We start from the raw sequence: 25405 nt of genomic DNA, 5'->3' as shown, positions 1-25405 counted from the left end.
TACTAAGATGGAACGCATGAGCCTGCCTCCCGATCCTTTCGAAAACGATCCCCGCCGCCTGGATGACAACGGTACGTCCACGGCCACCATCGAGCGCGAAGAACTGCGCGAAGAGCTGGAACCCGGCGACAGCGAGCGCTTTGCCCACTATGTGCGCAAGGAAAAGATCATGGAATCGGCGCTTTCGGGCGAGCCGGTGATTGCTCTCTGCGGCAAGGTCTGGACGCCCGGCCGGGATCCCCAGAAGTTCCCCGTCTGCCCCACCTGCAAGGAAATCTACGAGGGCCTGCGTCCCGAAGGCGACAACCCCAAGGGCAAGAAGTAGTTCGTCCTCTCCGGCCGATTTTCTGCTCGCTCCGTTTCCCAGCCTTCCTCCGCGAAGGCAGTTAGTCCTGATGCCTGCATGACCTATGTGTTTACGCCTGCGCCCGTGCGCAGTCGCTCAGCGCTGCGCCCGTCCGGTGCCCGCACGGCAACAACCAATCGAGCAATGAGAAAGGTTGCGTTTCCCGCGTGAGTTCCGAAACCCTGTTCGGCGCCGGTGCGTCCCTGCCGCCCGCCTACCCCGAACGCGCCGCCTGGGGCACCGCCCCGAAGCTGCGTCAGTGGCAGGCAGAGGCCCTGGAGAAGTACTTCGCATCCAATGCCAGCGATTTCCTCGCCGTCGCAACCCCGGGCGCTGGTAAAACCACCTTCGCCCTGCGCGTAGCCAACGAGCTGGTGGAGCGTGGAATCGTCAACCGCATCACCGTTGTCGCCCCCACGGACCACCTGAAACGGCAGTGGGCCGACGCCGCCGCGAAGGTGGGCCTGGCCATCGACCCGAACTTCAAGAACGCCGACGGACGGCACGGGCACGGGTTCATCGGCGTGGCCGTCACCTACGCGCAGGTCGCGTCCAAGCCGATGCTGCACCGTGCCAAGACCGAGGCCGCCCGCACCCTGGTGATCCTGGACGAGATCCACCACGGCGGTGACGCCCTGTCCTGGGGTGACGGCATCCGCGAAGCGTTTGAGCCGGCCGTCAAGCGGCTTTCCCTCACGGGTACGCCGTTCCGCTCGGACACCGCCGCCATCCCGTTCGTGGAGTACGTCGAGGACCGGGACGGCATCCGCCGTTCCAAGGCGGACTACACCTACGGCTACGGCCAGGCGCTGAAGGACCACGTGGTCCGCCCGGTGATGTTTATGGCCTATTCCGGGCAGATGCGCTGGCGGACCAGTGCCGGCGACGAGATGGCCGCATCGCTTGGTGAAGCCGCGGTGACCAAGGACATCACGGCGCAGGCCTGGCGCACCGCCCTGAATCCCACCGGCGAGTGGATTCCTGCCGTGCTGGCCGCAGCGGACCGCCGCCTCACGGAGGTCCGCCGGTCCGTGCCCGACGCCGGCGGGCTGGTGATCGCCACGGACCACGACGACGCCCGTGCCTACGCAGGCTGGCTGAAGAAGATCATGGGCGAATCACCCACGGTCATCCTGTCCGACGATGCCAAGGCCTCGGAAAAGATCGAGGAATTCTCCGCCGGCACCCAGCGCTGGATGGTGGCCGTGCGGATGGTGTCCGAAGGCGTGGACGTGCCGCGCCTCGCCGTCGGCGTGTATGCCACCTCCACCGCCACCCCGCTGTTCTTCGCACAGGCCGTGGGACGTTTTGTGCGTGCCCGCAAGCGCGGCGAGACGGCGTCGGTGTTCCTGCCCTCCGTGCCGAACCTGATGGCGCTGGCCAACCAGATGGAAGTCGAACGCGACCACGCACTGGACCGCCCGGACAACCATCTGGAGGAGGAAGGCTTCGGCCTCGAGGACAGCCTGATGGAGGCGGCCAACCGTGAGGAAAAGGCCTCCGGCGAGCTGACCAAGCAGAAGTTCGAAGCCCTGGAATCCCAGGCGTCCTTCGACCGCGTACTGTTCGACGGCGGCGAGTTCGGCACCGGCGGTGCGTTGGGCAGCGAGGAGGAACAGGATTTCATCGGCATCCCCGGCCTCCTGGACGCGGACCAGATGAGCACGTTGCTGCGCCAGCGCCAGCACGAGCAGCTTTCCCGCAGGGGCCGCCGTGCCGGTGCCGCAGCTGAGGAAGCCCCGGCGGAAGCCCCCGAAGTGGTGGACCACCGCCGGCTGACCGAACTGCGGGGCGAGCTGGCAAAGAACGTTTCCGCCTGGTCCGCCCGCTCCGGCATGCCCCACGGCGTGGTGCACAGCGAGCTGCGCCGGATCTGCGGCGGACCGCCCGTGGCCCAGGCCAACGAGGAACAGCTCAACAAGCGGCTGAAGAAGCTGCAGGACTGGTTCATCGGCCGCAAGTAGCGGCGTCCGCCGGGAGCAGTCCAAAGGAGTAGTCCGAGTGAACAGCAGAGGGCCGGCCGCAGCAGCGGCCGGCCCTCTGTTTTGCGCCTCTGCTAAAGGTCGATGATCTCCACGCCGGCGTCTTCGAGTTCGGCCCAGGCCGCGAGCGTGGTCTCGCGTTTGATGCCGCGGCAAAGTTCCGGGATCACCGCGGTGGTGTAGCCGGCAGCGATGGCGTCCAGGGCAGTGGCGCGTACGCAGTAGTCAGCGGCCAGGCCCAGCACCACCACCTCGTCCACGTCGTTGTCCCGCAGCCAGTCGTCAAGGCTCAACGTCTCGGCGTCGGTCTCCGGCTCGGTTTCCGGCTCCCCGAGGGGAACCTCAACGTCCGGGGCCAGGACGCCCTCAAAACCGGAATACGCTGCTTCGTACTGGCCCTTGCGGAAGAAGGCATCCACCAGTTCGGTGTCCAGATCCGGATGCGGCTGGGCGCCCGGGGTGCCGGCGACGCAGTGCGGAGGCCAGGAGTCCACGAAGTCCGGGGTATCCGAGAAATGCGCACCGGGATCGATGTGCCAGTCCTGGGTGGCGGCGACCAGATCGTACCGGCCGGCGGAAGTTTCCACGTAGTCGGTGATTTCCCCCGCGAGGTCGGCCCCGCCGGCCACAGCCAGCGAGCCGCCTTCACAGAAGTCGTTCTGCACGTCAACGATTATCAGGGCGCGGGCCATTGCTTACTCCTCGTATTCGGTGGGGATGACCGGCTCGCCGCGCTGCAGGCGGTTCACCGAGGTTGGCAGTTCGGCAAGGGACGCCTCGTGCTGCTTGGCAGCACGCGTCACGGCCTCCGGTCCCGTCCAGCCGGGCAGGACAACGCCGTCGGCCACGAACTGGTGCAGCAGGCTACGGTCGTTGCCGTCGTCCGCCGGCGCGTGGCCGATGCCGATGACCTCGGCGGTTGCCGTGCCGTGTTCGTCCAGCCGGCGCAGTGCGTACTTGCGCCCGCCGAGCGAGACCTTGTTCTTCGCGGCCTTGGCAACGGAAACGAACTCGTGGTCGTCTCCCTCACGGCTGACCAGTTTGTAGACCATGCCGGCGGTCGGAGCCCCGGAGCCGGTGACCAGGGAGGTGCCGACGCCGTAGGCATCCACGGGAGCCGATGCCAGCGCTGCAATCGCAAACTCGTCCAGGTCGGACGTGACCATGATGCGCGTCTTGGTGTTGCCCAGCTCGTTGAGCAGGTCCCGGACCCAGCGCGCCTGCGCTACGAGGTCGCCGGAATCCAGCCGCACGCCGCCCAGTGACGGTCCGGCAACTTCCACGGCGGTGCGGACCCCCCGCTCGACGTCGTACGTGTCCACCAGGAGGGAGGTGCCCAAACCCAGCGATGCTGTCTGTGCGGTGAAGGCTTCTTTTTCGGAATCGTGCAGCAGGGTGAAGGAATGCGCGGCGGTGCCCACGGTTTTCAGGCCGTAGCGCAGGCCCGCCTCGAGGTTGGAAGTGCTGTCGAAACCGGCGATCACTGCCGCGCGGGCAGCGGCAACGGCTGCTTCCTCATGTGTGCGCCGTGAACCCATTTCGATGCACGGACGTCCGTCGGCTGCGGAGGTCATGCGGGAAGCCGCGGAGGCAATGGCACTGTCATGGTTGAGCATGGACAGGATCATGGTTTCGAGGATGCAGGCTTCGCCGAAGGTGGATTCAACGATCAGCAGGGGGGACTGCGGGAAGTATGCCTCGCCCTCGGCGTAGCCGTAGATGTTGCCGGAGAAACGGAAGTCCGCGAGCCACGCCAGCGTGCGTTCGTCCACCACGTTGGTCCTGGCCAGGAAGTCCAGCTGCGTTTGTTCGAAGCGGAAGTTTTCCAGGGCTTCGAGAATGCGGCCCGTTCCCGCCGCGATGCCGTAGCGGCGGCCTTCAGGCAGCCGCCGGGCAAAGACTTCGAACACGGACCGGCGGGAAGCCGTACCCGAGTGGAGGGCGGCCTGGAGCATGGTGAGCTCGTAGTGGTCCGTATAGAGGGCTGAATTCGGGGTGTGCCGGACGGCGGGACTGTTCACAGGCAAAACTCTAACCCGCGGATACCCATTGAGTAGAAGGCTGCACTGCGGAGGTTCGCAACCGATTCCTCACTACAATTGGACCTATGGCTACCAGCACCGCGACCGGAACGGACACTTTGACACGTAAGGAGACGGATACCCTCACGTCTTCGGACGTTCCCTGGGTCGTGATTGTCTGGAACGACCCGGTGAACCTGATGAGCTATGTCAGTTACGTCTTCCAGAGCTATTTCGGCTATTCGGAGGCCAAGTCCCACCGCCTCATGCTGGAGGTCCACCAGGCCGGGAAGTCCGTAGTGGCCACCGGATCCCGGGAATCCGCAGAACGCGATACCCTCGCCATGCATTCCTACGGGCTGTGGGCCACCTTCCAGAAGGCGGACGCGGCCTAGGCCGCCCCAGCCGCAGAACCCAGTACACCGCAGAACCAGTACGCAGAACAGAAACGGATATTCGTGGCCACCGGCTTCAAGCTCACCCGTAAGGGCATTACCGCAAACCTGGAACCGGGGGAGCGGGACCTGCTGCGCAAGCTCTTTTCCGATGTGCAGGCTTTGCTGGAACCTGACACTGCAGCGGACACCGATCCCCTCGCGGCCATGGTCGGCATCGACCCGTCGGCGGCCGTTCCGGACGACTCCGCCCTGCTGCGGCTACTCCCCGCCGGCACCACGGGGAACGACGACGACGCGCTGGAGTTCCGGCGGTTTACCGAACGGACGCTGCGCGAATCAAAACAAGGCGCCCTGCGCGCCGCCGCGCTGCAGCTGGAAGCGGCACCGCTGCGCCTGGACACCGAGCAGGCGCAGCTCTTTGCCCGCGCCTTGAACGATGTCCGGCTGGTGCTGGCCGACCGCCTGGGACTGGAAGATGACGAAGACGCCGAGCGGCTGCATGACATCACCGACCCGTCCAAGGCCGAGGACTTGGACGGCTACCTTGCGCTGGTGTACAACTTCGTCACATGGCTGCAGGAGACACTGATGCAGGCGCTGCTCGACTCCCTGCCCTGATAGGGAATCGACTGCGTCCGCAGCCGACTTTGTGAGCAACGGCACGGCCCGGTGAATGTGCCCGTGCGCGGGGGAGGACTATGGTCGTTACATTATGAGTTCGAACCCGGCCAGCTCCTCCACCCATCCACTGGGCACGTCCGTGCACGAAGCAGTCCGGGTCAAGGACCCGGACGCCCCGATCGGCATCTTTGACTCCGGTGTCGGCGGCCTGACAGTGGCACGCGCGGTCCTGGACCAGCTGCCCAACGAAGCCGTTATGTACGTGGGGGATACCGCCAACGGACCCTACGGGCCCCTGCCGATCGCCGAAGTCCGGGCCAAAGCCCTGGGCGTGATGGACGAACTGGTGGATTCCGGCGTCAAGCTCCTGGTGATTGCGTGCAACTCCGCGTCCGCCGCCGTCCTGCGTGATGCCCGCGAGCGTTACACGCACCGGTACGGCATCCCCGTCATCGAGGTCATCCAGCCGGCGGTCCGCCGCGCAGTGGCTGCTACCCGGACCGGACGGATCGGTGTCATCGGAACGGCTGCCACTGTTGGTTCGCGGGCCTACGACGACACCTTTGCCGCGGCCCCGCACCTGCAGGTGTCTTCGGTGGCCTGCCCGGCGTTCGTGGAGTTCGTCGAAGCCGGCATCACGTCCGGCCCCGATGTGCTGGCCACGGCCGAGGAATACCTGGCTCCGCTGAAGGCCCGGGACGTGGACACGCTGGTCCTTGGCTGCACCCACTACCCGCTGCTCACCGGCGTCATCTCCTATGTGATGGGCGACGGCGTCACGCTCGTTTCCAGTGCCGAGGAGACCGCGAAGGATGTCTACCGCGCCCTGATCTCGCACGGGATCGAACGGCGCTCGCAGACCCCGCCGCAGCACACCTTCGTTGCCACCGGAGACTCGGCCTCCTTCGAGCTGCTTGCCCGGCGTTTCCTTGGCCCCGAGGTGCTCAGCGTCCAGCAGGTGGAACATGTGGCCGCGCATTACCCCACGGGCAGCATGGCGCGGGTGACCCCGCAGATGATTGCCGCAGCCCGGGCTGACGCCCCTGAACGCACGGAGGCGCACATCGGCGCCTCTTGGAACGGCAAGGTATGAAACTGACCATTGTGGGCTGCAGCGGATCCTTCCCCGGCCCGGCCTCGCCGGCGTCGTGCTACCTCGTGACCGCCAACGACGGCGTCCGCGACTGGCGGATCCTGCTGGATCTCGGCAACGGTTCGCTGGGTGCGCTGCAGCGCTACATGGACCTGCGGGACATAGACGCAGTCCTGCTGACCCATCTGCATCCGGACCACTGCATGGATCTGTGCGGCCTCCACGTAGCCGTGCACTGGGACCCCTCCGGCTGGAACCGGGACCGGATCAAGGTCTGGGGGCCGGCGGCAACGGCGGACCGGATGGCAACGGCCTACGGGCTGGAGCTGGACCCGGGCATGCACGAGGATTTCGAGTTCTCCAACTGGACCGCCGGCAGCGCAGTGCAGATCGGGCCGTTCACCGTGACCCCCTACCCGGTGCGGCACCCGGCCGATGAGGCCTACGCGCTGCGCGTGGAGGCCCGCACCCTGGACGCCGCCGGCGAACCCGTGCTCCGGACCCTGGCGTATTCCGGGGATACCGATTCCTGCCCCGGGCTGGAAGATGCTGCCCGGGACACCGATGTCTTCCTCTGCGAAGCTGCGTTCCATGAGGGCCGGGATGACGCCATCGAAGGGGTGCATCTGACCGGGCGCCGCGCGGGAGCGGCGGCCACCGCAGCGCAGGCCCGGCGCCTGCTGCTCACGCACCTGCCGGTTTGGAACGACGCCAGCGTCAGCGTCTCGGAAGCACGCGAAACCTACAGCGGGGACCTCGCCGTCGCCGTCGCCGGTGTCTCCTACGACGTCGGCAGCCCCTTCAGCGCACCGCTCGCCGTGCAGGGCGGGGCGCATCCGGCGGGATAAGCCCGCCGTCAGCGGCCCTTCCCGTGTCCGTGTCCGTGCCCGTGGCCGTGACCGGAGCCCGGATCCTGCGGGTAGTCCCGGTCGTTGACGAACTCCTCGGGGCGGTACCTGATGAAGTCCGCTTCCCCCAGTCCCAGTGATTCGGCTGCCCGGTCAAGCTTCCGGGGCTCGGCCAGGTTCCCCCAGCGGCCGGTGTCAAGGCGCTCGTCCATTGCCAGCACCGCGCCGACCCGCTCCGCGTCGGTGAAGGTGCAGTGCCCGGTCCGTTCGACGTAGGACTGGCGCAGCAGCGCACCGGCGCCGGCTTCCCGAACCGTCTCCGCGTACTCCTCCATGTACTCCACCGGCGCCAGGATGTCGGCCAGGGTATGCATGGTCAGCACCGGCATGAGGAGCTCCCCGTGCGGGGTCGAGGTGCGGTCCATCCACTCCAGGGCTTCCGGATCCGGTGCGGTGTCCGCGGTGGAGGTGAGGGTATGCAGGTCCCGGCGCAGATCCAGGCAGGCACTGCGGTACAGCGCCTTAACCTGCTGCCGCTGCGCCGAGTCCCGCAGCAGGGAGCGGTAATCCACCCCTTGGTTCCAGCCGCTGTCACCGTCCGCGGCGTTGACTATCGAGGCACGCGAACCGACCACAAACGGGATCGTCTGCAGCAGCCAGTTGTACTGCGCCTCCTGCTGCGCGGCGTAATCCTTCCGGTCCGGTTCCGTGTCCCCGCTGAACCAGGTCGGTGTGTTCATCAGGGCCGCCGCCAAGGCCAGCCGGGCCCGGCCCTCCGGCGTCGCCTGAGCCTGCTGTACCGCACCCATCAGGGCATTGATGGTGACGCCGGCTTCCTCGGCGGTGCGGAATCCCGTCAACTGCAGGTCCGCTCCGGGCAGGAGCAGCTCTGCGAGAGCATGGATGCCGTCGAGCTGGTAATTGTTCAGGTTGATTCCGCCGCCGAGCAGCCCGCAGGTGCTCACCGCTCCGTCCACGCCGCTGTCCGGGGTTTCGGCGATGAGGCTGCTGACCAGGCCGCCCATCGAGGTGCCGAAGGCGATGGTCCGGACAGGCTCGCCCGCCGCAGCCGAGAAGGCGGCCAAGGTGCCCAGCTGGTCCTCGACCGCTGTTCCAAGGGCCCAGCCGGTGGCTGCATAGGACGAGGATGCCACCGCGAATCCCCGGGCGGTCAGTGCCTGGGCGGTGGATTCGAAACCCGGGTCCCTGGCCGGATTGTCGGGTCCGGGCCGGAAGCCGTGACTGTAGAGCACCAGCTTGCCGTTCCAGGCCTGCGGCAGTTGAGCTGCCCACGTTGCTCCGCCCGGAAGCGTCCCCCCGAGCTCCGTGACGGCGGGTTCTGCCGCTGTTGCCGTTGCCGGGGCGGTTGCCAGGGCCAGCGAAACGGCAATTCCCAAAGATGAAAGTCTGCGCATGTGCGTGCCGATCCTTTCTGCGTCATTGCAGGAGTTCCGGGTCCGACGGTACGGCGCCACCCTAGGAGCGGGGCAGCGGGAGAGAAAGGGTAGGGGCGCATTATGGTCCGGCCCGACCGCCGGGCATGCCGGCGCCCGGCCGATAGACTGGGCCTATGACAACCGCCGCAAACAGCCCTGTTTCCACCTCTTCTTCCACCGTCGTCCGCTCCGATGGCCGTACTCCCGACCAGCTGCGGAGCATCACCATTACGCGTGGCTGGTCGAAGCAGGCCGAAGGTTCGGCGCTGATCGAGTTCGGCAATACCCGGGTGCTGTGCACCGCGTCGCTGACCCCCGGCGTTCCGCGCTGGCTCAAGGGTGAAGGCAAGGGCTGGGTCACCGCCGAATACGCCATGCTCCCGCGGGCCACCAACACCCGCAACGACCGCGAATCGGTCAAGGGGAAACTGGGCGGGCGCACGCACGAGATCTCCCGGCTGATCGGCCGCTCGCTGCGCTCCATCATCGACACCAAGGCCCTGGGCGAGAACACGATTGTCCTGGACTGCGACGTCCTGCAGGCAGACGGCGGCACCCGCACGGCCGCCATCACGGGCGCCTATGTGGCCCTCGCCGACGCCGTGGCCTGGGCCAAGGAAAACAAGCTCATTGCCCGCAACGCTTCACCGCTGCTGGACACCGTGGCGGCCATCAGCGTGGGTATCATCGACGGGGTCCCGATGCTGGACCTGCCGTACGTCGAAGATGTCCGTGCCGAAACCGATATGAACGTGGTGGTCACCGGCTCGGGCAAGTTTGTCGAGGTGCAGGGCACCGCGGAGGGTGCCCCGTTCGACCGTGCAGAGCTTGACGCCCTCCTCGACCTGGCCCTGGCAGGTACCGCAGAACTGGCCGTCATCCAGCGCCAGACACTGGGCCTGGCCTAAATGCCGCAGCCAACAGCGCGTCTGGTCCTGGCCACCCGCAACCCGGGCAAGCTGCGCGAGCTGCGGGAACTGCTCCGCGGGCAGGTGCCCGGCCTCGACGTCGACACGCAGGTGATCGATGCCGCCGCGGCCGGCGTCCCCGATGTCGCCGAAACCGGCGTGACCTTTGAACAGAACGCGCTGCTCAAGGCCCATGCAGTAGCCGCAGCCACCGGCCTGCCCGCCGTCGCCGACGATTCCGGGCTCGCCGTAGACGTCCTCGGGGGAGCGCCCGGGATCTTTTCGGCGCGCTGGTCCGGCCGGCACGGCGATGACGCGGCGAACCTCGAACTGCTCCTGGCCCAGCTGGGTGACATTTCCGCCGAGCACCGCGGGGCGGCGTTCGTCTGCGCTGCTGCCCTGGCACTGCCCGACGGCGGCGAGACCGTGGAACGCGGCGAGCTGCGCGGAACACTGCAGGACTCACCGCGGGGAGCGGGCGGGTTCGGCTACGATCCGATCCTGCAGCCGGCCGGAATGGACCGCACCTGTGCCGAACTGAGCAGTGCGGAAAAGAATGCCATCAGCCACCGCGGCCAGGCCTTCCGCGCCCTGCTGCCCGCCCTCGTGGCCGCCCTGGACGACGGGGCACCGGCGATTTCCTGACCTGCCTCCCGGGTGTGTGATGTGTCCCAAACACGCCCGGGAATGCGACCCGGATTCTTCCCTGTCAGGGAGCCTAGGGCAGAATTGAGCGCGAGATGACTATTACACAAGCCGTTACCCCAGCCACCTCCGTCCTCGCCGAAGCCTCAGGCGACCCCTCAGCCCTCGGGGGTGTGGCGGACTGGGCGGTCGGCATGATGGAAACCATCGGCGCTCCCGGCGCCGGGCTGGCCATCGCCCTGGAAAACCTCTTCCCCCCGCTGCCGAGCGAAATCATCCTGCCGCTGGCCGGCTTCACCGCCAGCCAGGGCAACTTCTCCATTGCCGCCGCGCTGTTCTGGACCACGCTGGGGTCCGTCGTCGGGGCCCTGGCGCTCTACGGCCTCGGCGCGTGGCTGGGCCGGAACCGGATGCGCAGGCTGGTGGCGAAGGTGCCGCTGGTGGACCTGGAGGATGTGGACAAAGTCGAGGCCTGGTTCGGGCGGCACGGGAACAAGGCCGTGTTCTTCGGCCGGATGATTCCGCTGTTCCGCAGCCTCATTTCGATACCTGCCGGCATCGAACGGATGCACCTGCTGACCTTCACGGCCCTGACCACTGCAGGCAGCCTGATCTGGAACGCAATCTTCATCGCGGCCGGTTACTACTTGGGTGAAAGCTGGCACATCGTCGAAGAGTACGCCGGCGTTTTCCAGAAGATCGTCATCGTGGCGGTAATTGCCGCGGCGGTATGGTTCGTGGTTTCCAAGGTGCGTAGCTCCCGGCGGAAGCAGGCGGCCCGCGGCAATGCCTGAGGCAGGGCTCAGTTTTACCGCAATAGATTTTGAAACAGCCAACGGCTTCCGCGGCTCGCCGTGTTCGGTGGGCCTCGTCCGGGTCCGCGGGGGAGAGGTAGTCGAGGAAGCGTCCTGGCTGATGCGGCCTCCGGAGGGGCACGACTACTTTGATCCGCGTAACGTGCGGATCCACGGCATTGAACCCGGGATGGTGGCAGGAGCCCCCCGGTTCGGTGAACTCTTTCCGGAGATCGGCGCCTTCATCGGTGATGACCTGCTGGTGGCGCACAATGCCGCCTTTGACCTGGGCGTTATCCGTTCCGCGCTGGAGGTCTCCGAGCTGGCCGGACCGGCGTATGACTACACCTGCACAGTCGTCCATTCGCGGCGCACCTACCAGTTGCCTTCGCATTCACTGCCCTTTGCCGCCGAAGCGGCCGGAGTGCCCCTGCTGAACCACCACGACGCCACCGAGGACGCCCGCGCCTGCGCCGGGATCATGGTGGATATTGCCCGCCGCAGCGGCGCCCGGTCCATGCCGGAGTTTTTCCTGCGCGACGGCCGGCCTGCGTCCCACCTGCCGGCCTACGTGCCGGGGCAGCACCCGCTCTCCAAGGCCACGAGGGATGCCCTGGCCCGGGGAACCGGTACTCCGGCTGCGGCCGCGGCCGGCGGCGGGTGGCAGGGCTGGCCGTCGGAGGGCGAGAATCCGCCGCCTAATCCGCTGGCGGACCCGGCGCATCCGCTGTTCGGCCAGACTGTTGTGTTCACCGGCAACCTGGGCATGGCCCGGCAGGCCGCCAAGGACCGGGCGGCGGAGGTGGGTGCCCGTACGGCCAGCAACGTCACCCGCGCCACCAGTGTGCTGGTGGTCGGGGACGGCTTTGAGCCCGGGGACCTGCGCAGCGGGCGGCTGACCGGCAAGGCACGGCGGGTGCTGGACCTGCACGAGCGCGGCCAGCGCATCGAAGTCCTGTCGGAAGCCGAATTCCTGCAGACCCTCGGCGGCATTTGGCCGCGGACATCGCAGTAGCGGGACCAGGCGCAGGGAGAATTTCCTAGGGTGCGACCGTGGCCGCAATGAACCCCGCGGCCAGGTTCTCAATAACGCCGCGCTCCCGCAGCGCGTCGAGGCCGGTTTCCGGAAGGGTGCCGTACCGGGTCCCCAGCAGGCTTCCCGTTACGACGGCGGCCGGCGCGCCGCCTGCCGTCGCCGCGTCCCGGATGGCATCTGCTGTTGCGGCACCGGGGTCCCCGTCCCCCACGGCGGCGTCCGCTGCGTCTTCCACGGCCTGGGCGGCATGCAGTCCGATCGCCAGTGCTTCTTCCGATGTGGGCGTCCCGCCCGAGGTGCCGGCGCCTGCTGCGCCCGCACCGCCGTCGTCGGCCAGTACCGCCTGCAGCCGGTCCGCGAGCTCCGGAACTCCGTTGGCGCGGGCCTGCGCCAACGCCTCCTTTGCCGCGCTGCGGAGCGTTGCCCCCGGCGCCAGCAGGCCGTGCACCATCGACGCGAAGACTGCTGCGCTGTGCCGGGCCGAAGGATGTCCGTGCGTCAGCGAGGCAGCGTCAAGGGCCAGCTTGTAGACCGTTTCGGTCCCGACATAGGGGAGCAGCCCGAACGGAGCCGAGCGCACCAGCGCGGCAGGAGTGTCGACGCCGGTGTTGAGCGGGCGCTGCCGGGTACCCATTTCCCCGGTGGAGAGCGCCTGCAGGACGTTGGGATCCAGGTCTGCGGACTGCTCGGTTCCGGCCGGCGGCAGCAGCGGCTCCGCATCGATGGGGCGGGGCAGCGGCGACGGGCCGTTCTCGGGAAGCGGCAGGCCCCGGCCGCGCATCCAGCGGAGATAGGCCAGCCAGATGCACGCCGTCTCGTCCGCTCCCACTCCCTGATTTGCCCATTCGATCGCCTCAAGCAGCCCGTCGAGGGAATACAGGGCCAGCTCAGTATCCGCGGTGATCGAGGTGCCGGAGACGGCGGGCTCTCCGGAGGCATGGCCGGCGGCATCGCCCAATGCGCCGCCGAGCAGGCAGCCTCGGATCTTCGGCGACAGGGCAGCGGAGGAAAGGAAAACAGGAGCGGAAGCGGGTTCGGGGATCACTCTTCCAGCATAATGCCGGCTCCGGAGGGGGATGTCGGCGCCGGGTTGCGGGGGCAGGGGGTCTGTGTCGCTAAGGAGCCGGGCCGACCTGGCCCTGGCAGCACAGCGTCCAGCGTGTGGGGCTGGAGCGCCCTCCTGTAGTCCCACCGGCAGTGCGCGGATCAGCAGGGCGCATCGGTCGGGAAAAGCCCTTCGGTTTGTCGCGATCCCCGCGGTTTGTGACAATTCCTGCGCCGCGCGGTGCGGGGATCCGGACATACTGCGGGGATTCGGACACCTTGCGGGGACAATCGGCGGGAATCCGTACATACAGCAGCACCACCGGGTGGGATCCTGTGTTCGGGGCCGGGTTCGGGGCCGGGCCCGGGCTCTGCCGGGTCCTGGCAGCACAGCGTCCCAGCGTGTGGGGCGGGTGTGCGCTGGTGTGGTCCCACTGGCAACAGCAGCACCACCGGGTGGGATCCTGTGTCCGATAGGAGCGCAGGGCCGGGGTCCAGGAAGCACAGCGTCCCAGTGGCGTACAGGGCAAATTCAGGAAGTTAACAGGCTGCGCTGACACGGTGGGGTAGTTTGTAGTGAGTCCGCGCATGTCCCGCTTCCGTACCGTTTGGTGCAGGCCATGCCGAGTACCGCTTCTGTTTTATACCGGCAGCCGTGAATCCGGTGCCGCCACCCACACGTTAGGAATCCTTCTTCCATGTCATCTGAGTCCTTACCACTCAGCGGAGCCCGGGCCGCAGTGCCCGCCCGCGATGCAGCGCCTGCGAACGGTGGCTACAACTACGGGTTTGTCGGACGGACGGTAGCCGAGGCCATCGGTTCGTTCCTGCTTCTCTTCGTCGGCATCGGGATTGCCATCTTCGGCAACACCGCCGGTGGCGGCATCGGCTCGCCGCTGGCCTTCGGCCTGGCCCTTGCCGGTGCGATGGTGGCTTTGGGTTACATTTCCGGCGGCCACTTCAACCCCGCAATCACGCTCGGCAGCGCAGTGGCCGGACGCACGGCCTGGAAGTTCGTCCTGCCGTACATCCTGGCCCAGCTGGTCGGCGCCATCCTCGGTGTTGCGATCCTGTGGGTGGTTATCACCGGCCATGACCAGATCGGTGAGCAGGCCCGTCAGTTCCTGAGCGGTACGGCCAACGGTTACGGCGAGCACTCGACGAACCTCTTCCCGCTTCCCAGCGCGCTGCTGATGGAGGTTGTTGCCGGTGCCCTGCTGACCGCCGTCTTCCTCGGCGCAGCGTCCCGCAAGGCAGGCACGGGCTCCCGCAAGTCCCTCGCCGTGTCAGGCGCCTTCGCCGTCGGCGTGACCTATGCCGTCCTGCTCACCGTTCTTGTTCCCGTCACCAACGGCGGCATCAACCCCGCCCGTTCCACCGCCGTCGCCATCTTCTCCGAAGGCTGGGCGCTGGAACAGGTATGGCTCTTCTGGGTTGCACCCTTGCTCGGCGCAGTGATTGCCGGCCTGATTTTCCGCAGCGTGGACATGACCATCGACGCACACAGCAACAACGCCGCCGCCGCCGAGCTGGGCGAGGATACGGACGACGCCGATACCGTGAAGCCCGTTGTCACCAAGCCGGCAGTAACCAAGCCGGCAACCGGCAGCACGAAGCCGGTTGTTGACGAGGAAGCACGCGGCTTCTTTGACAAGCCTGCCGACGGCACCGCCCGTCCGGAGGACGGTACGCCGGGCAACCGCGCCTAGGACCTAAGGCACTTAACAGCAGGACACCCCCGGGGGCAGCGGCACACGCCGCTGCCCCCGATCCGTTAACTGTCGGAGCCGGGCTGTAGTTTTTAAGACATGCGTTTACTGCACACTTCAGACTGGCACCTGGGCCGATCCTTCCACGGCGTGGGCATGCTCGATGCCCAGGCGGACTTCATCGACCGCCTGGTGGACACTGTCCGGGAACAGCGGGTGGATGCCGTGCTGATCGCGGGAGACGTATATGACCGGGCGCTTCCGGCGGTGGACACTGTGCGCCTGCTGGATTCGGCACTGGAACGCATCACGGGTGCCGGCGCGGTGGTGGTGCTGTCCAGCGGCAACCACGATTCCGCCGCCCGGCTGGGTTTTGGCAGCGCACTCTTCGAGCGGGCCGGCGTGCACCTGCGCACCCGGTATGAGGACATTGCCCGGCCCGTGATCCTGCCCGCCGAGGGCCGTCCGGTGGCCGTCTACGGCATCCCGTACCTGGAGCCCCGCCTCGCCGCCGGGGAGCTGGGGGTTGAGGTCCCGAACCATTTCTCCGTCACCGCGGCAGCAGTACGGCGGATCCGCGAAGACGTTCTTGCCCGCGAAGAGGCCGGGGCGCCCGTCGCATCCGTAGTGATGGCCCATACGTTCGCCAGCGGCGGCATCAGCAGCGACAGCGAACGCGACCTCGCGGTGGGCGGTCTTGGTGCCGTCCCCCTGGACCTCTTCGAAGAGTTCTCCTACACAGCCCTGGGACACCTGCACGGCCGCCAGCAGTTGAGCCCCACGGTCCGTTACAGCGGCTCCCCGCTCCCGTATTCCTTCTCCGAGGCGCGGCAGGCCAAGGGCGGATGGCTGTTGGAGTTCGACGGCGGCGGCCTCGCTTCCGTAGAGGCGGTCACCTGGCCGGCCCGGCGCCGGCTGGCGGTGCTGCGCGGCAAGCTCGACGATCTCCTGGCGGACCCGGATCTTGCCGAGGCCCAGGATGCCTACTGCCAGGTCACCCTGACAGACAGCCAGCGGCCTGCCAGAGCCATGGAACTGCTCCGCAGCCGCTTCCCGGACACCCTCGTACTGGCTTTCGACCCGGAGGGCGGTGCCCGGGGACCGGACCAGACTTACAGCCAGCGGCTGGCGAAGGCGACTGACGATCTCGACATCTGCTGCGGCTTCCTTGAACACGTCCGCTCGCGCAGTGCAGCGGATGAGGAAAAGGACCTCTTCATCGAAATCCTGGGCAAGGTCCGCGAAGCAGAGGCAGCCCAGTGAGAATCCACCGCTTGGAAATGCAGGCCTTCGGCCCGTTCGCGGACCGGCAGGTTATCGACTTCGACGAGCTGGGCGCCCACGGGCTCTTCCTGTTGAACGGACCCACGGGTGCGGGGAAGACCAGCGTGCTCGACGCCATCTGCTTCGCCCTCTACGGCACCGTCCCCGGGGCCCGCCAGCAGGGACGCCGGCTGCGCAGCGACCACGCCGCCCAGGACACGGCACCCGAAGTGGTCTGCGAGTTCAGTTCCGGGGTCCGTCGCTTCGAAGTTGTCCGGAGCCCGCAGTGGGAGCGTCCGGCCAAGCGCGCGGGCGGGAAAAGCACCGTTACCGAGCAGGCCAAAACGCTGCTGAGTGAATTCGTTGACGGCGCGTGGGTCCAGAAGTCGTCCCGCAACGACGAAGCTTCAGCGGAAATCACCGAGCTGCTCGGGATGAACAGGGACCAGTTCACCCGCGTCGTGATGCTGCCCCAGGGGGATTTCGCGGCGTTCCTGCGCGCCGATGCTGCCTCGCGGGAGCAGCTGCTGCAGCAGCTCTTCGGCACCTCCCGGTTTGAAGACATTGAACGCCGCCTCAAGGCAGAGCTTGTCGAGGCCACCGACCGCTTCGACACGGCGCAGGAGCAGTCCGAGCACGTGCTGCGTCGTGCACGTGACGAAATCCGGCGCTACCGCGGCGAACTGGCAGACGGCGGCGTCGAGGCCGAGGGCGGGGAAACGGAGCTCGAACAGTTCCAGGCGGAGCTCGACTCCCGGACTGCTGCGGCCCGCAAGGAACTCGCGGAGCTGATGACGGCGCGGGAAAGCGCTGAGAAGCACCTGCAGGAATTCGAGCACCGGCGTGCCCGCGGCGTGGCCCTGCAGCAGCTGATCCGGGATGAAGCAGAACATGCCCGGTCCGAAGCGGAGATTGAGCCGCAGCGGACCGCGCTGGCGACCCACGCTGCCGCTTCCCTGCTGGCAGGCAGCGTACGGGCCGCGGAAGCCGCCGCCCGGCGTGCGGAAAACCGCCGCACCGAGGCTTCCGGCACCCTGGCGACGCTGGCCGACCATGTGCTGGCCCCTGTCTACGCTGTGGCGTCTTACACTGTGTCGTCGGCCGCCGGGACACCGCTGCCGGACGGTTTGGAGGCACGCGTCGGTGCGGACCTCGCAGCCGTACGCGCGGCGTTGGAAGACGAAGAACGCAACGTGGCCCTGCTCGCCCGCGCCGGAGCGGAGCAGGACGCTGCGGAAGCGTACCGGGTGCAGGCCGCCGACGCCGACGCATCGCTGGACTCCCTGCGGGCGGAAGAGGCGGAACTGGCCGCTGAAGCCGCGGCGCTGGGACGGCTGGCGGAAGGGGAACCGCGGGCAGAAACCGCCCTGGCTGCCGCCGAAGAACTGGTCGCGACCATCAGCGGCTATGCCGCTGCCAACGAGCGCGCGGCAGTGACCGCGACGGCGGCTGCCGATGCCCGGCAGGAGTATCAGGATCTGCGGCAGCACTGGCAGGATCTGCTGCAGGCACGCCTGGACCAGGCAGCTGCGGAGCTGGCACAGGAACTCGCAGACGGCGCGCCGTGCCCGGTTTGCGGGGGACTCGAGCACCCGCGTCCGGCGGCCCTGCCGGACGGCGAGGCCCCGGTCACCCGCGAAGCCGAGCAGGCAGCCAAGGCACGCGCGGGCAAGGCCGAAGCGGCCTACGAAGAAGCCCGGCGTTTGGCCGGTACCGCTGCCGAGGAAACCGCAGCCCTCCGCGCCCGCGGCGGTGCAGGGGATGCCGCCGCCGCACAGGAGCAGCTCGATGCGGCCCGCGCGGAGTTGGAGAACGCCCGCGGTGCCGTCCGGTCGCTGGCCGAGGCGGACCGCCGCCTTACGGCAATCGCTGCGGAACTGGCGACCGCCGAGGCCGCCCGTTCCGAGGCCCTCATCGCTGCTGCGCAGGCGGATTCGCGTGCCGCCGCCGCCCGCGAACAGGCGGCGGAACTGTCCGGGCGCATACGGGAGGCGCTCCAGGGCTTCCCGAGCATCAGCGACCGGGTCCAGTCCCTGACGCTGTTTGCGGAGCTTGCCGCCGCCGCCCGCGAGGCAGCAGGCGCGGCTGCCGCTGCCGAAGACGAGTCGGACCGCGCCAGCGCTGAACTGGAAGCAGCCCTGGCCGGAACAGCCTTCGCCTCGGCCGCGGAGGTTGAGGCTGCATTGCTCGACGCCGCCACCGCAGACGCCTATGCCTTGGCTGTTTCGAACTGGGAAGAGCAGGGCCGCAGGCTGCTGCTGCGGCGGGAATCCCAGGCAGCGGCCGGACCGGACGACGCCGCGGGGGAGCCACTGGCCGTGCCGGACGAGGAAGACGTGGCAGAGGCGGCAGAGGCGGCCGCGGCTGCACGGAAGGAACAGGAAGAGGCCGCCCTGCTCGTCCGCCTGCTGGAAGGCTCGGCCGTGCGGCTCGCGGAATACTCCGCCGAGCTGGAGGCGGCGCTTAAACGCACTGCGCCGCTTCGCGCCCGACGGGACCTGCTGCAGTCGGTGGCGGACACTGCCCGGGGCGGCGGCGAAAACCAATACAAGATGACGCTGAGTACCTACGTCCTGGCAGCCCGGCTGGAGCAGGTGGCAGCGGCCGCCACGGAACGGCTGGCGGCCATGACCGGCGGCCGGTACGCGCTGGTGCACAGCGACTCCAAGTCCGGGAACCGCAAGGCCGGCCTGGGCCTGCACGTCACCGACGAATGGACCGGCCAGCACCGGGATACTTCCACCCTTTCCGGCGGCGAAAGCTTCATGGCCTCCCTGGCCCTTGCCCTGGGGCTGGCTGACGTGGTCCAGCAGGAAGCAGGGGGCGTGAACATTGAAACCCTGTTCGTGGATGAAGGGTTCGGCAGCCTCGATGAGCAGTCCCTGGAGCAGGTCATGGACGCGCTGGAAGGGCTGCGCGACGGCGGTCGGGTGGTTGGGCTTGTCAGCCACGTGGCGGAAATGAAACAACGGATCCCGGCGCAGCTCCAGATTCTCAAGGGCCGCAACGGTTCCTCGGTCCGGTACAGCGCCGGTGAGGCCCTGATCCACTGATGTTCCCGTCGGTGGGGGTCTCCGGTTAGGTCCACCGGCTCGGGATGGGTAAAATTGACCCGTTACACGGGTCGTGCGCACCGGGAGGGGGGACGGTGCGCGGTTCGACGTATCTGGATACCGCACCATGACCCAAGACACCTCCACCCCCGTTCAGGCACCAAGTCCTGACTCCACCCCTGCCGACCCGGCGAAAACCCCGTCCGCAGGCGGCCGCTACCAGGCCATCTTTGCCCTGGCGGGAAAGTCGTTCTTCCCCATCGCCTTCCTCGCACGGCTTCCCTTGGCCATGCTCACTGTCGGTGCCCTGACCCTGATCACCGAGGTTTCCGACTCCTACGCGCTCGGCGGCCTCGCCGCGGGCGGCGTCGGCGTCGGATCCGCGGTGGGTGCACCGCTGCTGGGGTACCTGGCGGACAGGATCGGACAGCGTCCCGTCCTCCTGGGCACCGCGGTCCTGAACCCCGTGGCCATCGGCTTGTTCCTGCTGTCCGCTGCACTCCTGGACCCGGCCGACGCGCCGTACTGGATGCTTGCGGCCGCGTTGTTTATGGGTGCTTCCTGCCCCCAGGTCGGGCCCATGGCACGCGTCCGCTGGATGGCCATGACCGCCCGCCGTCCGCAGGGCCGCGAGATGGACACCGCCCTCGCCTACGAAGGAACCGCGGACGAACTGACCTTCGTGCTCGGCCCGGCCCTCGTGGGCCTGCTGGCCGCCGCCGTCGCTCCTTGGCTGCCGCTTGTGCTGGCGGCGGTGCTGACGGCCACCATGGTGACCGCCTTTGCCGTGCACCACACGGTGGAACACGTTGTCCCCACCTCGCGCCGCCCGAAGATTTCCCGCAAGGGAGCGACACAGGCAGGTGACGGACTGGATCCGGAAACCCCGGCGCCGCGGGAACGTCCGCAGTGGCTGCTCATCATGGTTCCGGTGCTCGGCATGGTCGCCATGGGCTCGTTCTTCGGTTCCACCCAGACCAGCCTCACGGCGTTTGCCGGCAGCTTCGACATGGCCACGTCCGCCGGCCTCATCTACGCGGCCATGGCGTTGAGTTCCGCCGTCGCCGCCCTGTCCGTGGCCTTCTGGCCCGAGCGCTTCGGCACCGCCGGCCGCTGGGTCCTGTGCGCCGCGGCGATGCTGGCGTTTACCCTGCTCCTGTTCCTGCCCTCGAGCATCGGCATGATGGTGGTTGTGCTGCTGATCCTGGGTCTTCCCGTGGGACCGACCATGGTCAGCATTTTCGGCATCGGTGCCATCGTGGCCCCGCGCGAACTGATGGGCACCGTGATGACCCTGCTGGCCAGCGGCATCGTCACCGGCACGGCGCTGGGTTCATCTGTGGCCGGAGGGCTGGCAGATTCCTTCGGTTACAGCCACGCCTTTATTGTTCCGACCGCTTCGGCGGCAGCGCTCCTGCTGCTGAGCCTGGTCGCTGTCCGCGCAGCCCGCAAACGCCCTGCAGCCTGAACAGGGCAGCTGCCGGATCCGTCCGCAGGTGTTGGCCGGGCCACGGTTGGCCTAGTATCGAATAAGTAGGCCAGCGAGCACCACAAAGGAGAAACACCATGGGAAATACCGAAAAGGAAGCCGGCCAGGGGGATCAGTCGAAGACGGGTTCGCAGGGCGGTCCCGAAGGCACCATCCCCCAGAGCGAGGACGGTATTTCGGCTGCGAGCACCGAGGAAGCCTCGAATTTCGAGCCCGAAGAGGATGAAGCGGCCGGCGACGGCAAATAGCCTCTTCCGCCCCTCGACGAAAAACGGATCGGTCCAGCAGGACCGATCCGTTTTTTATGTCTTCTCCGGCCCGTCCGGCCTAGCCCAGACTGGGGGCGTGCTGCGGCGGCGCCGGAATATAGATGTTCCCCGTGGTGACGCCGCCCGTTGCGGATTCCCCGGTGTCCGGATCGCTGAACGCGGAGTCCGGCGAAGGAACAGCCGAAGGTCCGTCCAGCACCATGGCTTCAGAAGCCAGGGAACGAAGCGCCACTGCCACTTCATGTGCCTCGGGGCGTGCGTCCACCAGGCGGGACGTCATGGCCCGCAGGATGCCCGTCCACTCCGGTCCCACCCACTCGGGGATCTCGGGGTCACGGAGCAGACGTGCCACGGCTGCTTCCACAATCGGACCGGGGAAGGCCTTTTCTCCGGTAAGGCATTCCAGGAGCACCAGGCCCAGCGAGTAGACGTCGGTCCGCGGATCCACGGCAGCCCCCTGCGCCTGTTCCGGGCTCAGGTAGTTCGCTGTTCCGATGGTTGCGCCGTTGGCGGTGGCAACGGTGGCTTCGACCATCCGGGCAATCCCGAAGTCAGTGAGCCTCGGGTAGAGGCGGGTGTCCATGTCTTCCTGGGGGAAAAGCAGGATGTTCGCAGGCTTTACGTCGCGGTGGATCACTCCGTTGCTATGCACGTAGTTCAGTGCATCGGCCAGATCAGCACCCAGCGCCGCCGTTGCGGAGGAGGAGAGGGGACCTTCCTTGAGCAGGCCGCGCAGGTCCGGTCCGTCCACCAGCTCCATCACGAGGAAGCTGGAGCTGCGGCCCTCGTCGTCAACGTTGACGCCGGCGTCCAGCAGGGTGACCAAGCCAGGGTGGTTCAGGGTCGCCAGCAGCTGCATCTCGATCTGCTGGCGGCGGGTTTCGTCATCCTCGCGGAACCCGGCGTTGAAAAGCTTGACGGCCACTTCCCGCCCAAGGTTCTCGTCGACCCCGCGGTAGACGGCGGCAGCACCGCCGGACCCGATGAGTTCGGTGGTGCGGTAACGATGCCCCAGGAGTACATCCACGGGTGTCCTCCCTTGAGGGTCAAAGATGAAAGCAGGGAATCTCCCCTGACATTAATCAGTAGGCTGATTAATGTCAGGGGAGTCCACTAGCCTTCTCATCTTAGCGTGCACCCGGAAATGTTGACGGGATAACCGGCCGTCGTGACCAAGCTGTTATTAGCCCGCCAGGAATTCCACCGCAGCGTTTTTGAATGCCCGCGAGGTCACGGCGTTGGTGTGGGTGCGGGCGGGAAGCGATAGCATCTCGGCCTGCCCGCTCAGGGCGGCCAGCTCGGGCGCCGTCACCGCAAGGTCATCCCGTTCCCCGGCGACAAGGAGCAGCGGCATGGACGGAACCGCCGCTGCGGGGGAGAAGGGCTCCTCCTTGATGGCCTCGATCATCCGGAACAGGGCGGCCAGGCGGTTCTGCGGAACCAGCTGGGCCATGCGCAGCAGTTCGGCGGTGCGGGGATCCGCCACCGGTGCCCCGCCCGCTGCTGCTTCACGGGCGGCATCGAGGTCGAAGTCCGCCAGCGGGTCACCGCTTCCCGGCCCTCCGAGCACCATGCGGTGCACGAGTTCGGGCTGGGTCGCGCCGAATTCCCAGGCGAGGCGGGAACCGAGGGAGTACCCCACCACGTCCAGGCCGCTGGCAGGGTCGCCGTCGGCCAGCGGAGAAACGCCGGCGTCCTGGAGTACCTGCAACAGGTCCGCGCGGATGCGGCTGGGGCGGTAGGAATCCAGGTCCTCCGGTGCTGCGCTGCCGCCGTGGCCGGGCAGGTCCACGGTGATGACCCGGCGTCCGGCGGCGGTCAGTGCGGTGATCCATCCAGAGTCATGCCAGTTCAGCTGCGCATTGGAGGCAAAGCCGTGCAGCAGGAGTACGGGACGCAGCGCCGTCGTGCCCGCAGCACCGCCTGCAGGGTCGATACTCTCCACCGAAAGGCGGGGGTCGGTGCCTTCCACCAGGGAGCCGTAATCCGCCACTGCCTAGTCCTCGTCCAGCGCGGCGGTCAGTCGGACCCGGCGGCGTGCCGGTGCTTCCTGCGGCACCGTGCCCACGATGCCGGCGGTGTTGTCCGGAACCTCGAAGACAATAAGCGGCTCGCCGACGTTGATCGTTTCACCCGGCTCGCCGTAGGTGCGGGCAACGCGTCCGGCCTGCGGGGAAGGCAGCTCCACCGCGGATTTGGTGGTTTCCACCTCGACCAGCGGCTGGTTGCGTTCCACCTGGTCGCCCACGGACACCAGCCACTCCAGCACGGTGGCCTCGATCAGGCCTTCGCCGAGGTCGGGAAGGGGGAAGGGGATTTCAGCCACGCCGGTACTCCAATACTCGCTGGATCCCGAACAGGATGCGGTCGATGTTCGGGATGTATTCATCTTCTAGGTCGCCTGAGGGATACGGTACGTCGAATCCCGTGACCCGCCCAACCGGAGCGCGCAGGGTATCGAAGCAGCGCTCGGTGATCAGGGCGGCCACTTCGGCGCCGAGGCCGGAGGTCAGCGGCGCTTCGTGAACGACGACGGCGCGCCGGGTCCGGGCGACGGAGGCGGCCAGCCCCTCGGCGTCGATCGGCTTCAGCCACCGCAGGTCCAGGACCTCCACCTCGATGCCGTCCTCGGCTGCCAGCTCGGCCACGGAGAGGCAGCGGGCCACCATGGCGCCCCACGCCACCAGCGTGACGTGCTTGCCCGGACGGACCACCTTGGCACCCTCGAGGGGTCCGGCGTCGTCCAGGAACACGTCGCCCTTCTGCCAGTAGCGGGACTTCGGTTCCATGAAGATCACCGGGTCCGGAACGGCTACGGCATGCTTCAGCAGGTGGTAGGCCTCGTGCGGGCTGGAAGGGGAAACCACCTTCAATCCCGGCACATGGGCGAAGAGCGCCTCCAGAGACTCGCCGTGGTGCTCGGGGGCGCGGATGCCGCCGAAACTGGGGACCCGCAGGGTCACCGGCATGGGCATCGTGCCCCGGCTGCGGTAGTTCATCCGGGCCAGCTGGGTGACGATCTGATTCACCGCCGGATACGCGAAGCCGTCGAACTGCACCTCGGGAATCGGGTGGAACCCGGCCATGGCCAGCCCCACCGACATGCCCAGGATGCCCGATTCCGCCAGCGGGGTATCGAAAACGCGGTCCTCCCCGAAGCGCTTCTGCAGGCCGTCGGTGATGCGGAAGACCCCGCCCAGCCGTCCCACGTCCTCGCCCAGGACCACGGCTTTGGGATCCTCCGCCAGGGTTTCGGCCAGTGCCCGGTTCAGCGCCGCCTGCATCGAGAGGTTTTCCACCCGGCCGTCGCCGTCCGCGGGGGACGGGGCGAGGGGAGACTGCTCCTGCGCGGCGGTCTGCTCCGTGTTCCGGGCAGCGGCTTCCAGGTCGGAGGACGCCACGGCGTCGCTGAGCTGCTCAGACATGTTCGGATTCCTCCCGCCAGGCGCGGGCCTGGGCTTTGAGTGCTTCGGTGGGCTCGGCAAAAACGAAGTCGAACATTTCCCGTCCGGGGCGGGGGCCGAGCGCCATGACTCCCTCGCGGACGGCGTCAGCATTGGTCTTGGCGTCCTGCAGCGCGGCGTCCAGGAAGTCGGCGTCCGCCAGTCCTTCCGACAGGAGCCGGTCCGCCAGCAGCTGGACCGGATCCACGCCTTCGTCGCGCCGTTCCTCCGCCAGGCTGCGGTACCTGCCGGGATCGTCGCTGGTGGAGTGAGGGCCGCGGCGGTAGGTCATGGCCTCGATCAGTACCGGTCCGTGTCCGGCCCTGGCATGAGCGACGGCCTCGCGCGTGGCGAGGACGACGGCGGCGGCGTCGTTGCCGTCCACGGCGATGGCCTTCATTCCGTACCCGGCGGCACGGGCGGCGACGGTTCCGCCGGCCACCTGGGCCTCGGTGGGCAGCGAAATGGCCCAGCCGTTGTTCTGGACGAAGAAAATGACCGGAGCCTTAAGGACCCCTGCGAAGTTCATTGCTTCATGGACGTCGCCCTGGGAGCTGGCGCCGTCGCCGAAGTAGGTCAGTGCCACGCCGGGGTCGCCGGCGAGGGTCTGGCCGTGCGCCCAGCCCACGGCGTGCAGCACGGATCCGCCCACCACTGCCTGGATCGGGGCGAGCCGGGTCTGCACCGGGTTGTAGAGGCCGCCGTGCCAGCTGGCCTTGTGGGTGGACATATAGGCGGTCATGTCCACGCCCATGGTGAGCGCCACGCCCATTTCCCGGTACGTGGGGAAAACGAAGTCATGCTTGGGATCCATGGCGAAGGCGCTGCCCACCTGGGCGGCTTCCTGGCCCAGTTCCGGGGCGTATCCGGGGATGATGCCCTGGCGCTGCCAGGCGATCGCGGCGAGGTCCAGCTGCCGGACGGCGGTGACCAGGCGGTACAGCTCCCGGAGTTCCTCCGCCGGCAGGGCCGCTGGTTGCAGATTATTGTCCATAGTCCGCAATTTA

General features: G+C 67.8%; 24 protein-coding genes. 15 read left to right on the top strand and 9 right to left on the bottom strand.

Annotated features, from left to right (window positions below):
- Window positions 1-16 precede the first annotated feature (16 nt).
- Together N2K99_RS11170 and N2K99_RS11165 are read left to right on the top strand one after the other, a co-directional pair.
- Window positions 17-325 carry a DUF3039 domain-containing protein gene (locus N2K99_RS11170; protein ID WP_227918249.1) on the top strand — a complete coding sequence of 103 codons (309 nt, stop codon included), beginning with the start codon at window positions 17-19 and terminating at the stop codon, window positions 323-325.
- Between the two features lie 188 nt (window positions 326-513).
- The gene (locus tag N2K99_RS11165) at window positions 514-2310 is read left to right on the top strand and encodes a DEAD/DEAH box helicase (RefSeq protein ID WP_227933191.1); all 1797 of its coding nucleotides are present in this window, start codon (window positions 514-516) and stop codon (window positions 2308-2310) included.
- Between the two features lie 92 nt (window positions 2311-2402).
- On the opposite strand, the gene N2K99_RS11160 is transcribed toward N2K99_RS11165, so the two are convergent.
- Both N2K99_RS11160 and N2K99_RS11155 read right to left on the bottom strand, forming a co-directional pair.
- On the bottom strand, window positions 2403-3020 hold the full coding sequence (locus N2K99_RS11160; protein WP_260554635.1) for an isochorismatase family protein: 618 nt from the start codon (window positions 3018-3020) through the stop codon (window positions 2403-2405).
- A gap of 3 nt (window positions 3021-3023) precedes the next feature.
- Entirely contained in the window at window positions 3024-4283 is a 1260-nt protein-coding gene (locus N2K99_RS11155; RefSeq protein WP_312847337.1) for a nicotinate phosphoribosyltransferase, read from the bottom strand.
- Window positions 4284-4435: 152 nt separating this feature from the next.
- Between N2K99_RS11155 and clpS the strand changes: the two genes are divergently transcribed.
- From clpS to N2K99_RS11135, 4 genes are all read left to right on the top strand, one after another.
- Window positions 4436-4744, top strand: a complete 309-nt coding sequence (clpS, locus tag N2K99_RS11150; protein ID WP_227933192.1) for an ATP-dependent Clp protease adapter ClpS — start codon at window positions 4436-4438, stop codon at window positions 4742-4744.
- Window positions 4745-4807: 63 nt separating this feature from the next.
- Window positions 4808-5365, top strand: a complete 558-nt coding sequence (locus N2K99_RS11145; protein WP_227918244.1) for a DUF2017 domain-containing protein — start codon at window positions 4808-4810, stop codon at window positions 5363-5365.
- A 94-nt stretch (window positions 5366-5459) separates the two neighbouring features.
- On the top strand, window positions 5460-6461 hold the full coding sequence (gene murI, locus N2K99_RS11140) for a glutamate racemase (RefSeq protein ID WP_227918243.1): 1002 nt from the start codon (window positions 5460-5462) through the stop codon (window positions 6459-6461).
- Complete coding sequence (locus N2K99_RS11135; RefSeq protein ID WP_227918242.1) at window positions 6458-7309, top strand: MBL fold metallo-hydrolase; 852 nt, start codon at window positions 6458-6460, stop codon at window positions 7307-7309. Before murI ends, N2K99_RS11135 begins: the two co-directional genes overlap by 4 nt.
- A gap of 8 nt (window positions 7310-7317) precedes the next feature.
- On the opposite strand, the gene N2K99_RS11130 is transcribed toward N2K99_RS11135, so the two are convergent.
- Window positions 7318-8724 (bottom strand): S9 family peptidase, encoded by a 1407-nt coding sequence (locus N2K99_RS11130; RefSeq protein ID WP_227933193.1) that lies wholly within the window; start codon window positions 8722-8724, stop codon window positions 7318-7320.
- Window positions 8725-8879: 155 nt separating this feature from the next.
- Here N2K99_RS11130 and rph point away from each other — a divergent pair, with 155 nt between their 5' ends.
- From rph to N2K99_RS11110, 4 genes are all read left to right on the top strand, one after another.
- Window positions 8880-9653, top strand: a complete 774-nt coding sequence (gene rph / locus N2K99_RS11125; protein ID WP_227933194.1) for a ribonuclease PH — start codon at window positions 8880-8882, stop codon at window positions 9651-9653.
- Window positions 9654-10298, top strand: coding sequence for an RdgB/HAM1 family non-canonical purine NTP pyrophosphatase (gene rdgB, locus N2K99_RS11120; RefSeq protein ID WP_227918239.1), 645 nt, complete (start codon window positions 9654-9656; stop codon window positions 10296-10298).
- Window positions 10299-10393: 95 nt separating this feature from the next.
- The gene (locus N2K99_RS11115; protein WP_227918238.1) at window positions 10394-11092 is read left to right on the top strand and encodes a DedA family protein; all 699 of its coding nucleotides are present in this window, start codon (window positions 10394-10396) and stop codon (window positions 11090-11092) included.
- On the top strand, window positions 11085-12107 hold the full coding sequence (locus N2K99_RS11110) for an exonuclease domain-containing protein (protein WP_227933195.1): 1023 nt from the start codon (window positions 11085-11087) through the stop codon (window positions 12105-12107). Before N2K99_RS11115 ends, N2K99_RS11110 begins: the two co-directional genes overlap by 8 nt.
- Before the next feature lie 25 nt (window positions 12108-12132).
- On the opposite strand, the gene N2K99_RS11105 is transcribed toward N2K99_RS11110, so the two are convergent.
- Window positions 12133-13173 (bottom strand): ADP-ribosylglycohydrolase family protein, encoded by a 1041-nt coding sequence (locus N2K99_RS11105; protein WP_227933196.1) that lies wholly within the window; start codon window positions 13171-13173, stop codon window positions 12133-12135.
- 697 nt (window positions 13174-13870) lie between these two features.
- Here N2K99_RS11105 and N2K99_RS11100 point away from each other — a divergent pair.
- The 5 genes from N2K99_RS11100 (at window position 13871) to N2K99_RS11080 (ending at window position 20934) form a co-directional block, all read left to right on the top strand.
- Window positions 13871-14881 (top strand): aquaporin, encoded by a 1011-nt coding sequence (locus tag N2K99_RS11100; RefSeq protein WP_227933197.1) that lies wholly within the window; start codon window positions 13871-13873, stop codon window positions 14879-14881.
- A gap of 99 nt (window positions 14882-14980) precedes the next feature.
- Window positions 14981-16144 carry an exonuclease SbcCD subunit D gene (locus tag N2K99_RS11095; protein WP_227933198.1) on the top strand — a complete coding sequence of 388 codons (1164 nt, stop codon included), beginning with the start codon at window positions 14981-14983 and terminating at the stop codon, window positions 16142-16144.
- Window positions 16141-19197 carry an AAA family ATPase gene (locus N2K99_RS11090; protein ID WP_227933199.1) on the top strand — a complete coding sequence of 1019 codons (3057 nt, stop codon included), beginning with the start codon at window positions 16141-16143 and terminating at the stop codon, window positions 19195-19197. The genes N2K99_RS11095 and N2K99_RS11090 overlap by 4 nt, the downstream gene beginning before the upstream one ends.
- A gap of 127 nt (window positions 19198-19324) precedes the next feature.
- Window positions 19325-20665 carry an MFS transporter gene (locus N2K99_RS11085; RefSeq protein ID WP_227933200.1) on the top strand — a complete coding sequence of 447 codons (1341 nt, stop codon included), beginning with the start codon at window positions 19325-19327 and terminating at the stop codon, window positions 20663-20665.
- A 98-nt stretch (window positions 20666-20763) separates the two neighbouring features.
- Window positions 20764-20934, top strand: coding sequence for a hypothetical protein (locus N2K99_RS11080; protein WP_227918232.1), 171 nt, complete (start codon window positions 20764-20766; stop codon window positions 20932-20934).
- A 79-nt stretch (window positions 20935-21013) separates the two neighbouring features.
- Here N2K99_RS11080 and N2K99_RS11075 read toward each other — a convergent pair whose 3' ends face one another.
- The 5 genes from N2K99_RS11075 to N2K99_RS11055 form a co-directional block, all read right to left on the bottom strand.
- Window positions 21014-21982, bottom strand: coding sequence for a serine/threonine-protein kinase (locus N2K99_RS11075; RefSeq protein WP_227918231.1), 969 nt, complete (start codon window positions 21980-21982; stop codon window positions 21014-21016).
- Window positions 21983-22138: 156 nt separating this feature from the next.
- Entirely contained in the window at window positions 22139-22948 is an 810-nt protein-coding gene (locus N2K99_RS11070) for an alpha/beta fold hydrolase (RefSeq protein ID WP_227933201.1), read from the bottom strand.
- A 3-nt stretch (window positions 22949-22951) separates the two neighbouring features.
- Window positions 22952-23281 carry a biotin/lipoyl-containing protein gene (locus N2K99_RS11065; RefSeq protein WP_227918229.1) on the bottom strand — a complete coding sequence of 110 codons (330 nt, stop codon included), beginning with the start codon at window positions 23279-23281 and terminating at the stop codon, window positions 22952-22954.
- Entirely contained in the window at window positions 23274-24239 is a 966-nt protein-coding gene (locus tag N2K99_RS11060) for an alpha-ketoacid dehydrogenase subunit beta (protein WP_227918530.1), read from the bottom strand. The genes N2K99_RS11065 and N2K99_RS11060 overlap by 8 nt, the downstream gene beginning before the upstream one ends.
- 133 nt (window positions 24240-24372) lie before the next feature.
- Entirely contained in the window at window positions 24373-25392 is a 1020-nt protein-coding gene (locus N2K99_RS11055; RefSeq protein ID WP_227933202.1) for a thiamine pyrophosphate-dependent enzyme, read from the bottom strand.
- Between the last annotated feature and the right edge of the window lie 13 nt (window positions 25393-25405).

The organism is Arthrobacter sp. zg-Y1110, assembly GCF_025244865.1.
Taxonomy (GTDB): Bacteria; Actinomycetota; Actinomycetes; order Actinomycetales; family Micrococcaceae; genus Arthrobacter_B.
The sequence above is the reverse complement of the archived record's forward strand: the minus strand, read 5'-3'. Positions and strand labels throughout refer to the sequence as shown.

Excerpts from the sequence above, each read along its gene's own strand:
- N2K99_RS11170 (WP_227918249.1), top strand. The coding sequence starts at position 17 with ATGAGCCTGCCTCCCGATCCTTTCGAAAACGATCCCCGCCGCCTGGAT.
- N2K99_RS11160 (WP_260554635.1), bottom strand. The coding sequence starts at position 3,020 with ATGGCCCGCGCCCTGATAATCGTTGACGTGCAGAACGACTTCTGTGAA.
- N2K99_RS11155 (WP_312847337.1), bottom strand. The coding sequence starts at position 4,283 with ATGCTCCAGGCCGCCCTCCACTCGGGTACGGCTTCCCGCCGGTCCGTG.
- clpS (WP_227933192.1), top strand. The coding sequence starts at position 4,436 with ATGGCTACCAGCACCGCGACCGGAACGGACACTTTGACACGTAAGGAG.
- murI (WP_227918243.1), top strand. The coding sequence starts at position 5,460 with ATGAGTTCGAACCCGGCCAGCTCCTCCACCCATCCACTGGGCACGTCC.
- N2K99_RS11135 (WP_227918242.1), top strand. The coding sequence starts at position 6,458 with ATGAAACTGACCATTGTGGGCTGCAGCGGATCCTTCCCCGGCCCGGCC.
- N2K99_RS11130 (WP_227933193.1), bottom strand. The coding sequence starts at position 8,724 with ATGCGCAGACTTTCATCTTTGGGAATTGCCGTTTCGCTGGCCCTGGCA.
- rph (WP_227933194.1), top strand. The coding sequence starts at position 8,880 with ATGACAACCGCCGCAAACAGCCCTGTTTCCACCTCTTCTTCCACCGTC.
- rdgB (WP_227918239.1), top strand. The coding sequence starts at position 9,654 with ATGCCGCAGCCAACAGCGCGTCTGGTCCTGGCCACCCGCAACCCGGGC.
- N2K99_RS11115 (WP_227918238.1), top strand. The coding sequence starts at position 10,394 with ATGACTATTACACAAGCCGTTACCCCAGCCACCTCCGTCCTCGCCGAA.
- N2K99_RS11110 (WP_227933195.1), top strand. The coding sequence starts at position 11,085 with ATGCCTGAGGCAGGGCTCAGTTTTACCGCAATAGATTTTGAAACAGCC.
- N2K99_RS11100 (WP_227933197.1), top strand. The coding sequence starts at position 13,871 with ATGTCATCTGAGTCCTTACCACTCAGCGGAGCCCGGGCCGCAGTGCCC.
- N2K99_RS11095 (WP_227933198.1), top strand. The coding sequence starts at position 14,981 with ATGCGTTTACTGCACACTTCAGACTGGCACCTGGGCCGATCCTTCCAC.
- N2K99_RS11085 (WP_227933200.1), top strand. The coding sequence starts at position 19,325 with ATGACCCAAGACACCTCCACCCCCGTTCAGGCACCAAGTCCTGACTCC.
- N2K99_RS11080 (WP_227918232.1), top strand. The coding sequence starts at position 20,764 with ATGGGAAATACCGAAAAGGAAGCCGGCCAGGGGGATCAGTCGAAGACG.
- N2K99_RS11060 (WP_227918530.1), bottom strand. The coding sequence starts at position 24,239 with ATGCAGGCGGCGCTGAACCGGGCACTGGCCGAAACCCTGGCGGAGGAT.
- N2K99_RS11055 (WP_227933202.1), bottom strand. The coding sequence starts at position 25,392 with ATGGACAATAATCTGCAACCAGCGGCCCTGCCGGCGGAGGAACTCCGG.